5 protein-coding genes are annotated in these 13,591 nt (G+C 57.9%); 1 reads left to right on the top strand and 4 read right to left on the bottom strand.

Annotated features, from left to right (window positions below; genetic code table 11):
• Positions 1–159 precede the first annotated feature (159 nt).
• Positions 160–10,326 (top strand): S-layer homology domain-containing protein, encoded by a 10,167-nt coding sequence (locus I2C21_RS08810; RefSeq protein WP_195279042.1) that lies wholly within the window; start codon positions 160–162, stop codon positions 10,324–10,326.
• 174 nt (positions 10,327–10,500) lie between these two features.
• Here I2C21_RS08810 and I2C21_RS08805 read toward each other — a convergent pair whose 3' ends face one another.
• Genes I2C21_RS08805 through I2C21_RS08790 form a run of 4 tightly spaced genes read right to left on the bottom strand, consistent with a single transcriptional unit; the run spans position 10,501 to position 13,381 of the window.
• Positions 10,501–10,821 (bottom strand): hypothetical protein, encoded by a 321-nt coding sequence (locus I2C21_RS08805; RefSeq protein WP_101692156.1) that lies wholly within the window; start codon positions 10,819–10,821, stop codon positions 10,501–10,503.
• Between the two features lie 26 nt (positions 10,822–10,847).
• Complete coding sequence (gene lsrF / locus I2C21_RS08800) at positions 10,848–11,735, bottom strand: 3-hydroxy-5-phosphonooxypentane-2,4-dione thiolase (protein WP_195279041.1); 888 nt, start codon at positions 11,733–11,735, stop codon at positions 10,848–10,850.
• 3 nt (positions 11,736–11,738) lie between these two features.
• Entirely contained in the window at positions 11,739–12,737 is a 999-nt protein-coding gene (locus tag I2C21_RS08795) for a dihydroxyacetone kinase subunit DhaK (RefSeq protein ID WP_101692154.1), read from the bottom strand.
• 35 nt (positions 12,738–12,772) lie between these two features.
• Positions 12,773–13,381 carry a DAK2 domain-containing protein gene (locus I2C21_RS08790; RefSeq protein WP_195279040.1) on the bottom strand — a complete coding sequence of 203 codons (609 nt, stop codon included), beginning with the start codon at positions 13,379–13,381 and terminating at the stop codon, positions 12,773–12,775.
• Positions 13,382–13,591 lie beyond the last annotated feature (210 nt).

The following is a 13,591-nucleotide window of genomic DNA, read 5'->3' as shown; positions in this document are numbered from 1 at the left end:
GATCCCTATCTGTTTCTTTTGTGGATCTTTCGATTTTGAAGTTGGATTTATGATGCTTTTGCTGCATCTGGTCTGAGACGATGTATGGCAGCAGCAATATAAGAGAAGATCCTGTTTTCTAAGGATGGCACTACGAAAATCATAGAGGGAGGAAGCAAAATGAAAGGAAATTGGAAGCATACACGCTTCCGGGACCGGTTAGTATCCGGCATTTTGACTGTCGTGATGCTGACCGGACTCCTGCCCACAGCGGCCTATGCCGCTCTGTGGGACAACACCCCGGATCAGAACCAGGAGATCTTGGAGAGTCTGACCGAATTCTGGGGCGATGAAAAGACCGCCAAGGAGGCCATGGAGCTGCTGCGTACCTATGGACTCATCGACGAGGAGGGAAATGTCCTCACAGACTGGAGTGGAACTATGACCATCCAGGAGAAGGGACGTTCCTTGACCATCGCTGAGGCGCGGACCATGTCTGAGAACAATGTGACTGTGAATGGCCGTGCCTGTGAAAGCACTGAGTTGAAGGCTGTGTTGGAAACCATGGAAAAGCTGGGACTGCTGGTGGGCGATGTGCCCGCGGCAGAGTGGCAGCTCCAGGTAGACGGTCAGTCGGTGGCACCCGCAGGATTGGCGGCCGCCCTGTCGGAGGACGAGACACCGGCAGTGACGGTGTTGGGAACTGCCGTGGACAGTGCGGACGTACTGGCAGTAATCGACTTCCTGGACCAGTATGGCCTGCTGACCGACACCGGCGCGCGCTCCGAGTGGGACATCATCCTGCCCGACGGGGAGCGAAAGACCGATCTGACCGAGCTGCTGGCTATGCTGGAGCGCGGTAACTACGACCCCGCTATGGTCATCACTGTGGATGGCACTCCCATCACCATGGCGGACTTCAAGACCATGATGGACATCCAGAAGGAAGTGGAGCGTATCCGCTCCACCTACTTCCCCGAGGGAGGCGTGGATTGGACAGAGGAGCAACTGGAGAGCCTTTATGACCTCTATTTACAGCTCCAGAATGAGGGGATTACCCTCTACAACACCCAGGGGGCGGACGGCCTGGTGTTCCCGTCGGGTATCGACCAGAATGCAGCGATCTCGGTGAGTCTGGACAAAACTTCTGTTTCAGCGGTAGCCGGCGGCAGCGTGACCGCTACCTATACGGTCACTGGAGCAGAGGAGGACCAGGATATCTCCTTTGAGGTGTCCGTACTCCCTGCCTCTGCGGCAGGATTGGTAACGTCCAAAACCTACCCGGTGGAAATCACCGGGAACGGGACGGGCACCGTGACGATCCCAGTGGGCAAGCTGTCCTCCCAGTGGACGGATGATACCTGGAAGGGAGAAAAGACCTTCTATCTCTACGCATCCAATGTAAAAAATGCCGCCTTTGCCGGCGGCGCCCTCAGCCACACGCAGGCGGTAAAGGTAACCAATGAGATAAACTTCCAGACCCTCATCTCAGAAAGCGCTAAAAACACCAGCCGAACGGTAAACTTCACGGACGCGCAAAAGTACTTTTTGCGCAACCAGGCCAGCCATATGGACTGGTCTGTGTCAGTGTCCGGCAATAAGAGCACTGTGTTCACACAGACAGAAGAAAATCCGGGATGGAGTGAATACCATCTTTACTATCAGTACTTGAAGAGCGGGGCCTATTTGGGTGATAAACAGTTGGTCGGTACCGAATTGGGCTACACCCAGCGGGGAAGTACATTAAAAAATAAAGATGCAGCCGATTTTTACAATCTGATTTTGGGAGGAAACGCTTCTTCCCAGCTGCCTTTGGTCAGTGGTTCCACAGCGAGCACCCCGGTCAAAAACACCGGTTCTCAAAATACCGCGATCCCTGCCGCATTAAAAACTGCGGACAGTATTACATTGCAATCTACGGGCATCTGTGACCATGTAAAATCTTCTTGGGTGTATTCGAGTTTCCCGTATTACTACGGACTGGAAGCAACAGACGGCACCTTCGATGCTACCACTACGGTTACCATTAAGGATACACAGGCACCCAAGGTGACTGGGGTGGCCTTCCCTGAGGAGACCTTCTCCATGGGGGCACAGGCTCCCATCACCGTCACCTTCTCCGAGCCGGTGCAGTCCTCCGGCGTCCAGCTGACGGCAGACGGAAAGGAGCTGTCCGCTCAGGAACAGAACACGGTCAGCAAGACCCTGACCTTCCTCTATCCGGTGGAAACTGTGGGGCAGCAGAGGATTTCTGTTGCCAAAATCTCCGGCGCCAAAGACGCGGCGGGGAACGCCATGGCGGCGGACACGACCTCCCGGACCTCTGACCAGATCCTGGATACAATCACCATTCTGGAGGCATTGAAGCGGCAGCCGGGCCACGAAGCGGAGGTCACGGATCTGACCTATGAGCCGGCCCAGGGCGACCAGCCAGAAAAAACCACCGCCACAGTGAACGTTACCATCGACTTGCCCCTCAAAAATTACGAGGACACGACTCCTGATGACCAGCTGACCCAGGAGCAGAAGACCAACAAGGATCTGCGCAATCTGCTTCTGGACAGCTATACTCTGGACAGCGGCTTTGCCAGCGGCAAGGTGGCGGCCTCCATCGACGGCGGGGATACCCTCATCCCTCTGGTTCTGGACAATGGCACATCGCCTGCCTCCATGACCGCTACGGTGGAGATCGACGCATCCGAGCTGGCCGGTTTTGACGGAGATGCCAAGAGCTTTGTCATGGAGTTCTATCAGATCTCCGTGGACAAGGAAAACGGCAATACAGTCTCCGCTGGAGATCTGTTGTTCGGATATTATACGGCTTTCTCGGTGAAGCCCCCGGTTCCGCTCACCGGGGAGAATCTGGCCATCGAAACACCGGAGGGGTGGCAGGACACCATCTATGTGAACGACCCGCCCGCCGATGAAGCGTTGATGCTCACCGGAAAAGTGTCTGGCAGTGGGTACACCTGGACCCAGACACGCTGGGTATCCGACGATGAGACCATCGCCAGTATCGACGCCCAGGGTGTCATCCACCCCCTGAAGGCCGGTACGGTCACCTTCTACCTGGAGGCCGTCAATGGCAATCTGGAAGAATATCAGGGGGAGGACTACCGCTCCGAGGGGATTACCCTCACCGTTCAGGAGGGCGCAGAACCCTATCTCCGTATTCCGGAGAGCCAGATCACCCTGCGTTCCGGTGACCCGTTGACTCTGCGCTGGGCCTCCAACCTGGCCCAGAAAAATCGCGAGTTCGGCATGACAGAGGAGGAAAAAAAGACCACCTTCACCATTGCGGTCTACCCCGGGGACAAGACGCAGGGCCAGGCGGTGAAGACTTACACCGTCACCTATGATCCCAGCACTCCCGATGGTACCCTTGAAATGGGCAACGGGACCACCGCTCCCATGTGGACGATGGGAGAAGACGGAACGATGACGCCCAATCAGTCCTTTCTCATCCCGGGCCTGGATGACACAAAGGATGGTTATACCATCGTCCTCTCCGTGCAGGCGGCTAAGGGCGTGCCCGGTGTGAGCGCGGAAGAGCGCACCTTCAAGGCCCAGACCCGCGTGACGGTGACAGCGCAGCCGGTATCTGTGGCCCTTGCCCGGCCCCAGCGGCTGTTCGTTACCAATGAGGGCAGCCTGACGATCCCCTACACCCTCGCCAATTTTGACGCCGAGGGAGGCGGTGGTGCATTCAAACTCACCGTTACCGACAATGCTACTGGCAAGACCATCGTCAACACAACGGATTACAAGGCTTACGGCGATGTTGCGGGCGGTTCCTTCGTCCTGGATTTGGGCGGAGTCCGGCCCAATGACGGATTCCGTACCATCTATGACGTATCGCTCCAGGCCAAAAATACGACCGCCGGACAAGACTGGAGCCGGGACAGCTTCACTCTCTATATTTACGACAAGAGTGCTCTGGACATCCTGGTACAGCCGGTGAGCCGCAATGGCGTCAGCACTGTGGATGTAAAAGGAAACACCATCACGATGTCCAACGAGGATTGGATCGCCTCGCTGTCCCAGGATGAGATTCTGGCCCTGAACCGGGATATCAACCTCCAGACCGCCATCTCCATTAACTACGGAGACCACGCCTGGGGCGAGGCCAGCGACCGCATTCGCTGGGTGGTGGAAAACAGTGAAGCGGCCACTGTAAACTATCCCCAGGGCGCCTATTATGAGAACATCGAGGGGCTGCCCTACTCCTCCTATGCCCCGGCTACCCAGTTTCTGCTGTCCGGCAAGAATGACGGCAAGACGGTGGTGCAGGCCATCCACGACCTGGCTGGGGATGCACTTGGCTCCAGCGTAGAGATTACGGTGGAGACTCTGAAGGACAAGCTTTACCTGTTCCAGTTCTATCCCGCTGTGTCCGGCCTCACCATGACCTATACCAACGGCGCGGGAGAGGAAAAGACCGCCACAAGCGATGATCAGGGCCGTTTTGCCATCTATGAGGCCAGCGGCATTGCATCTGACGTGTATGTGCAGGGAATGGTTGACGACGAAGTGTATCTTGGAACAGTCTACCAGAACAGACTGGTTACACAGGAGAAGGACGCGGTGAGCCTGGAGCTCTATCCGCTCAATTCCCTGACCCTGCGCAAGGTTGCCACCCTGCCCCTGTATCTGAAAACGCCGGATGGAGCGGATTACAGTGGGGAGGCCACGGTCCGCGTGGGCGTCTACCGCAACGGCGAGTATTGTCCGGATGCCCGTTACTCGTTGAAGAAAGAACAGGCTGCCGCGCTCCCCGGTGATCAGGACCAGAAGGTCACATTCCAGGACGGCAAGGCCACCTTCTATTTCGATGTGACCCAGTTCAATACTAACAACGGGGAAGATCCCATCACGGCGGCGGACAACATTGAGTTCGCGGTGGAGATCCGGACCGGAGAGACCTATTATCCCATCTTCTTCTCGGCCAGCGGCACCACCAATGAGAGTGACGCCATCCGTATGGGGGAGCGCATCCTTAATCTGGAGAAAGTACCCGCCGGACAGGAGAACCAGCCCTTTGCGGCCCAACAGACGCTGTATTTCTCCGGCAAGGAGAGCGGACTGAGTGCGGACCTCCGGGGCCGTGCCGGAAAGGTCGGTCCCAGCGCGGACTATCCCGACCCGCTGCTCTCCACCGTCGTGCTCTGGTGGGGCGAGAAAGGCACGGATACCGATCCTGATACCAAGCGTTCCGCCTATTACACGGACAGCCGTGACAACAAACTCACCGAGCAGGAGATTGTCAATGACCGGTATCCCTTTGCCTCCATGCCCGTGACCACCGTTCTTACCCCCATGGACCAGAAACAGGTGGAGTACCTGAAGATCGAGGATCTGCGGGGGCGCGGCATTCAGCTTCATTATGTGGGCGCAGACGGCAAGGAGCCCAAGAGTGAAACCATGTCCTGGTCGTTTTTCAATGCGCTGAAACTGGAGAAGGCCACCGGCTCTGCGGCATTGCCGGAAGAGTTGAAAAGCCTGGCCAACATATCCAGTGCCGCAGATGGCAGCATGTTCCAGTCCCTGGTCAACGATTTTATCGGTGCGGGGATCACCCTTGCCACCCAAGTGGGGCTGGATCTGCCTTTCCTTCAGCTCAAGCTGGTGCCCACAGAGGATCCAACCGTGTTCCGCGGCATCGTCTATGTTGGACTGAACAATATCCAGGGTGACAATGTGACTGGCATCGACGCCGATACAACCGCGCGGGACTATGACTTGGATCCCACACCGGGCCTGGAGCAGATCAAGGGGCTGTACCGGCAGGGCTTGGCATACGGCAAAACCATGGCCAACCAGGTGAAGATGGCGGCCAAGATACTCGAGGCCAATATCAAGCAGGGCGGCGGTACCAGCAAGACCGGCGACCGGAAGACATATTACGCCCTGAACGGCGGTTTTGAGACGGAGGTCTATTTTGACTTTACCGCCAACCGTTGGAAAATGGTGGTCATGAATGGTGGACTCCAGGCCGGCGGCGGTATGGGCTACGAGTGGACCTGGAACACCCAGGCGGGACCTGTCCCCCTGCTGGCCCAGTTGGAATTGGGCGCCTCGGCTATTGTGGATTTCAACGCCGCGGTGGATAACGTGGCCAAGGACACCGACTATCTGACCCAGTTCTACATCTATTCCTACATGCAGGCATTCGGCGGTTTTGGCTTTGACTATGCGGTCATCGCCCTGAAACTAGGTATGTTCGGCCAGATTTCCATGAATGCCCAACTCCAGTGGCTCAACTCCTTCCGGAATGGCGAGCATTTTGGCTGGTCTGTGGATGTGAGGGGGAGCGTGGGTATGAAATTCCAGGTGGAGCTTCTGTTCATTTCCTACGAGAGTATTCTCTGGTCCCAGCCCATCAACGTGTACAGCGGTACCGGTGATGACTGGGATATGATCAACGACTACTGGGAGCAGGTCGGAAACGGTACGTCGGGCTCCGAGATCATTTGGCCTGACGGGACAAGCGGCCGTCTTCTGATGTCTGCCGGAAACGGCATGGGTATCTACGAGGCTGATTTGGAGCCCAAGCTTCTGGAGCGCGACTATCTCAGCCAGTATCCGCGCACCTATGACCGCTCCGGTCCGGAGGAAAGCAGCGGTTTCCTCAACGCCATCGGCGATTTCTTTACCGGCGGTAGCGAGGCCGAGAGTACCATCCGCACCGAGGTCATTGGGAACGCCTATCCCCAGGCCGCGCCTGTCCTCTCAGATGACGGCGCATGGATGTTCTATTTGGATGACATGGGCAATGGGAGTGACGCCACTGTGGTACGCGTCAAGGCTGCGTCCCAGAGCGGTGAGGGCTATGACGCCCGGGCGGCAAAGGCCCTGAGCGACGAAGGCTACGGCGACAGCGGGCTGAAGGCGGCCGGTTCCGGGGAGTATGCGGTGGCTGTCTGGAGCCGGATCACCGAGCGCCCTGCGACCACCGAGCCGGGAAGTTCTGTCACCGGAGACGTGCAGGCGGGCATGATGAACAGCTCGGAAATCATGGTAGCGGTCCGGAACGGAAGCGGCTGGAATGTCAGCTATCTCACCGGAAACAGGGATGAGAGCGGCGCTGTGACCTCTGATGGCATGGCCGATCTTGCGCCTGTGGTAGCCACGAACGGTGAGCGCATTCTGGTCGCGTGGCGGCAGGTAGCCTCTTCTCAGACTGACGCCATTACCACGTTTGACACCAAGGACTACATTATGTACGCGGTATCGGAAGATCAGGGAGAGACGTGGACACAGCCCCAGCCCATCTATAACGGTACCTCCGGCTCGGTCAAGGGCATCGAGGCCGCTATGCTGGACTCCGGTGAGGCTGCGGTCGTATTCACGCTTCAGACCGGTGAGCACAATGTCCGTACTGGAGACTTCCAGCAGGAGGTGGTCTACGCCGTAATCGACAAGCCTGCCCAGGGCGAGGCTGAGCTGCTGGCCGATGGGACTCCGGCGGAGTACCAGGTGGTGCGCTATGTCCAGCTGACCGATGACGAGGCCATGGACGAGAATCCCCAGATTGCCGCGGTGAAGCTGAAAAACAGTGATGAACAGGAGTCCTTTGTCATTGGTTGGAGCAGCACCAGCGGTGTCAATGAGAATCAGGAGAACGATATCCGACTGGCGGCTGTGGATGCCGACGGAAACCGGGTCATCGGCTTTGTGGACTCTCTGTCCCATCTCACGGCCAATACCGGCGTCCGCATCAATGCCAACTTCCGCTTCTCGCGCAATGCGGATACGCTGGATGAGCTCTCGATCCTCTGGAAGGAATCTGTTGTGGAGAGCAATGAGGACTCTGCGACACAGACCGAACAGACGACCACTGCCAACCGTGACTACCTCAGCGGCCTGCGCTTCCGCACAGACGACATGGGCAATCTCTCGGTTACCGCTGCCCAGCGGGTGGCTCAGATGGACGAGTCCACAGCCATTGATCATTTTGACGCCTATGTGGATAAGAGTGGGAAGCTGATTTCGGTGCTCCAGGGTACGTTCTACGACTATGAGAACCCGGAGACCATCACGATGAATCCCGGTACCGGATCGGAATACACGGTGTTCCTGCCTGCGGAGAGGACCAGCGTCTATCTGGGCTCCGGCTCCTACACCGACACGATGCGGCTGGATTCCGTCATTCCTGACTATCTGAACATCAAAAAGGGGATGTCCATCCCTGTTCAACTCAGCGTCACCAATCTGGGGACCCAGCCCATGGATAAGGTCCAGGTGACCATTGGGACGAGCACCACCACCTTCGAGGCTGGGGCACAGGAGAGCAGCTTTGTGTCCATTGCCCCTGGTGAGACCAGGGCGCTGACCGTGTTCTACACCGTTCCTGCCGATGGGATTCCTAACCCCACGTACACGGTTACCGGTACCTTCCAGAGCGGCGTTACCTCTGAGACAGAGGGCGTGCTTACTCTCAATATTCCCGACCTGGGGATTGCCGGGAATGAAACACTGCTGGAGGCAAAGGATGGCCAGCGTGTGCTGCAATTCACGCTTTATAACAACAGCGATGCGGAGCTGGCCGGTTCCGGGCGGAAGGTCAAATTCAATCTTTATAGTGACTCCGCATGTACTCAGCCCATCCCGGCCCAGTATTTCCAGGAAATCGTGACCCGATCGGACGGGGAGGATGCCCTGAAAATCATTGATGGCAGTGATCTTGCCAAAATTGACGAGGGCTACTACACAGTGCAGTATCGGTTCGATCTGGCAGAGTATATCAAGCAGACCAATGAGGAAGGAAAGGCGCTCTATGCGGACGAGGCAGGTGAAGTGCGCGATGGAGGTATCACCCTGTATGCCAAAGCCTGGGTGGAGACCACCGACGAGAATGGCGACGGTGAAATGCTGGAGGCTGTGAGCAGCAATAACATCGCTGCGGTTCAGGTGGAGAGTCTGCTGAAGCAGGCGGGCGGCGAACACGTGACCACCAGTCAGCAGCTGACCCAGACTCCGGACGGCGGGACGGTGGTTACCGTTACCCTGAACAACAACTCGATCGTGAACAGTGAGAGCGGAAATGTGGTCGTGCGGCTGTACGATGAGCAGGGGAATGTGGTGGATGTCCAGCAGAGCTATACCACGGCACAGGACCTGATCACGCTGGCGCCGGAGGAGCGTAAGACGCTGACCTTCTCCTCGGACAAGACCGGTGTTCGCGCAGAGGTGTCCTATGGCGATCTGGTGCTGGATCAGGCGGACGCAACGCTGAAGGATTTGAAGCTGAGCGGCGTTGCCACGCTGCAGGACTTCACACAGCAGGCGGACGGCAGCTATGCCGCCTCTGTGATCGTATCTCAGGTGGCTTCGACTGTGGTCACCGCCATGACGGCAGACCCCGGCGCAACCGTCACAGTGAATGGCCAGCCTTTGGGACTGGAGGGCGTGACACTCGCTCTGAGCAGCGGTAAGAATATCCTGACGATCGAGGTCACTTCCGGAAGTGAGAAGCAGACCTACACGCTGGCAGTGCAGAACAACTATCCTGCCGGCGGCAGCTCCGGCAACCTCTATACTGTCACTGTGCCGGAAAATACGGAGCACGGCACGGTGTCCGTCACACCGGACAAGGCCAGAAGCGGCCAGACCGTGACCATCACCGCCAAGGCAGACGAGGGCTACCAGGTTGGTACTGTGACCGTAGTCCGGGCAAACGGCAATGCCGTTGCCGTTCAGGACAGGGGAGACGGAATCTACACCTTTACCATGCCCGATGAAGCCGTGGAGCTCAAAGTGACCTTTGTGGAGGCGAGCGGGTGGACGAATCCGTTTTCTGATGTGTCTGCTGATGCATGGTACTATGACGCGGTGCGGTATGTCAGCGAAAACGGCTTAATGAGTGGCTATGGAGCCGATCGCTTTGGACCTGACGACGACCTCACCCGGGCCCAGCTGGCCCAGATCCTCTATAATCTGGAGGGGAAGCCCAGCCTGGAAGGGGAAAACCTTGGCTATCCCTTTACGGATGTACCGGGAGACGCCTGGTTTGCCGATGCCGTCTATTGGGCACGGCTCCACGGGATCGTCAGCGGATACAGCGACGAGCAGTTCGGTGCAGATGACAACCTCACACGGGAACAGTTGGCTGTCATGCTTTACCGCTATGCGCAATATAAGGGCTATGATACGGCCGCAGACAACGACTTGACGGACTTCCCGGACCAGAGTGCGGTAGCTGTCTGGTCCAGAGAAGGTGTGGAATGGGCTGTAGGAAACGGTCTGATCAGCGGTATGGGAGACGGGACACTGTCGCCCCAGGGCAATGCCAGCCGCGGGCAGATCGCCGCCATTCTTATGCGGTTTGCCCAGAATGTCATGCAGTAATGCTCTGATACAAAATCCAATCGAAAAAGTAGCGAGCGCCTCCGGCTAATATAGCCGGAGGCGCTCGTATTTTCTCTAACAATCATTTTGTGTGTTGAGAACCAGAAAATTTGAGGGACGCGTCAATGACCTGCACCGCAGAGCGGAGTGACGAGGACTGCCCGATGAGAAGTCTCAATTTGCCTCATAGAGCTCGATGATCGCACCGTCCTTCCACACGAAGGCCAGGCGGTCCTTTTCCCCGGCGGGCATGGGGCCGCAGATGACGCGGTCGGCATCGGCGATGTACTTCTCCAGATTGTCCACCTTATAGGCCACATGGGGGTTGCGGTGGATGTCCTCGGGGAAGGGGGTGCCCTCCTCAAACTTCAGATATTCGATCTTGTAGTCATAGTCATCCACGCAGCTTACCCAGAATTTGGCCTCTGCATTGTAGGTCATGTTGGGCTTGCGGTTGGTGACGGGGATACCAATATGCATATACTCAGCGGACATAATAATGCCTCCTATACGATTTGAAATCAAATTTCCCCGTTTTTCACGGCCTCATAGACCTGGAAGGCCTCCTTGGGGGTGCTGCCCTGGTGGACCACCGCGCCGATGGCCTGGGCCATACCGGTGGGACAGTCAGACTGGAAGATGTTCCGGCCCATATCCACGCCGTGGGCTCCTTCCTGGATGGCGCGGTAGGCCATCTCCAGAGCCTCCAGTTCGGGCAGCTTCTTGCCGCCGGCAATGACGATGGGCACCGGGCAGGCGGCGGCCACCCGCTCAAAGCCCTCACAGTAGTAGCTCTTGACGATATTGGCGCCGTTTTCGGCCAGCACGCGGGTGGCCAGCTGGAAGAACTTCTCGGTGCGCTCCATCTGCTTGCCAACGGCCACCACACCCAGGGTGGGGATGCCGTATTTGGTTCCGGCGTCGGCGGTGCGGGCGAGGAGCTCCAGAGAGCGGGACTCGCCGGGGGCACCCAGGAAGGTCTGCACGGCCATACAGTCGGCGTTCATGCGGATGGCATTTTCGATGTCGCAGGCGATGCCGCCTCCGTTGGACATCTCATCAAAGAGGACGGTGGTGTCGTAGGTGACCCGCACGCACTTGGCCACCCGGGCGGCAGGGGAGATGCAGGAGCGGATGACTCCCTTGGTGCCCATGAGTACGTCCACATAGGGGATGAGGGGCGGAATGACCAGGTCGATCCGCTCCAGACCGGCGGTGGGGCCCATGATATAGCCGTGGTCAAAGGCCAGCATGACGGTATTGCCGGACTTCGGGTTGAAGAGTCGGGCCAGACGGTTCTGCATGCCCCAGTCGCTGTGGGCCGCGCCCTTGACGAAGAAGCCATCCAGGGCCACGGGGGTGTCCAGGTGGTAATCGTGGGCGGCCTTGTTTCCAATGTTATCTGCCATAACTTACTCCTTGCTGTATGCGGGGGTGTGACAGGGGGTATTCCACAGACGGATGAACTCCTCGTCCCACTTGGCGATGTTCATCTGGAAGCCGCCGGCCTCCTGGACCGTGAGGATCTCGCCCACCATGCTGGCGACTACCTCTACGCCCTTGGCCTTCAGGAACTCCACCGTGTCTTTAAAGAGCACCAGCATCTCCATCATGGTGGTGGCGCCGCAGCCGTTGATCATCACAAAGGTCTTGTCGCCCGCCTTTAGGTCCAGCTTCTTGCTCAGGGCCTCGGCCACTGTGGCCACCGTGTCCTTGGAGGACATCATGGGAACCCGGACACCGCCGCCCTCGCCGTGCTGGCCTGCGCCGATCTCCATCATGTCGGTCTCACCCAGGTCGCCGAAGGACATGCCGTTCTGGGGATGGGTGGCGTCGGTGGATTTGACCGTGATGGAGGCCATGTTATCCGCATAGCGCTGGGCGATCTCGGCCACCTCGTCCAGGCTCTTGCCCTCCCGGGCAGCGGCGGCTGCAATGTGGTAGAGAGCCACCGCGCCGGCCAGGCCGCGCTTGTTGTCCTCGCCGTTGGGGTCGTACTGGACCTCTTCCCCGGTGACCACCTGGCGGAAGTTGAGGCCCGCCTTCTGGGCCAGCTTGATGGCCTGCTTGCCGGCCAGCTGGTCGCCCGCGTAGTTCAGGGTGAGGAGCAGTACGCCGTGGCCCTTGTCGGCCAGCTTCATGGCGTCAAAGACCAGCTTGGCGTTGGGGGCGGCGAAGATATCGCCCACGGCCTGCACGTCCAGCATGCCCTTGCCCACGAAACCGGCCTGGGCGGGCTCATGGCCGGAGCCGCCGTAGGTGACGATGGTCACGCGGTCAGCATTTGCCAGGTCTTTGCTGATGACCAGATGGCCGTCCACGTCCAGGATATCGGGATAGGCCATGCCCAGTCCGATCAGTTCCTCGTCCGTGATGGTCTCAGGGGCATTGATAAACTTCTTCATTTTCATGTGACATTACCTCCCGGTTAAAATAGCAGATTGATTCAGCTCTGGGCCAGGCCCTGGAAAAAGAGGGCCATTGAAGTGGCGCCGGCGTCGGGGGTGCCGATGGTCTGCTCCCCGTAGCTCTTGGCCCGGCCGAATTTTGCAGTAAACTGTTTGGTGGCCTCGGCACCGTCGTGGGCCGCCTGGGCCGCCAGGGTAAAGAGCTTGCTTTCGTCCTGTCCCGTGTAGGCGGCAATGGCCTGACTGGCCGGGATCAGAGCGTCCATCATGGTCTTATCGCCAACCTTGGCCCCGGAGATGTCGTCCAGAGCCTCAAATCCATGGGCAAACATGGCCTGGAGGCCGGGAACGTCGATCTCGTCACCAGCGGGGGCGGCCTCCTGCATGCCGTCCAGCCAGGTGTTCCAGAGGGGGACTGCGCTGCCGCCGTTGAGGACCATGACCGCCATAGCGGCATCATCCAGCATGGACTGGATCCCGCCCTCGGACTCCTCTATGGCCTGTGCGATGGCGCCTGCAATTTTGTTCATGGTGAGACCGTGGTCCGCGTCGCCGAATTTGGAGTCGATTTCCGTCAAAATCTGCTCTGCGGCAGTGACACAGGCGCAGGCATGCTGAAACCGTGCGGCGAGTTCTGTCTTTTTCATGGTGCGATTCCTTCTTTCCGATCAGACAAAGATAGACCGTTCCGGTGTGTACAGATAGGAGAGCGACACATTGGGTGTTACTTATGTGCAATCATCTTATCTCTATGTGTAACAAAAGTCAATTGATGATGTGCAGATTCTATATAAATTATAAAACATATTACTAAAAATTGTGCAACAAATAAAAAGAACTCTTTCCAACGGAAGAAA

Origin of the sequence: Clostridium sp. J1101437_171009_A5 (assembly GCF_015547905.1) — a bacterium.
GTDB lineage: Bacteria > Bacillota > Clostridia > Oscillospirales > Oscillospiraceae > Pseudoflavonifractor_A > Pseudoflavonifractor_A gallinarum.
The sequence above is the reverse complement of the archived record's forward strand: the minus strand, read 5'-3'. Positions and strand labels throughout refer to the sequence as shown.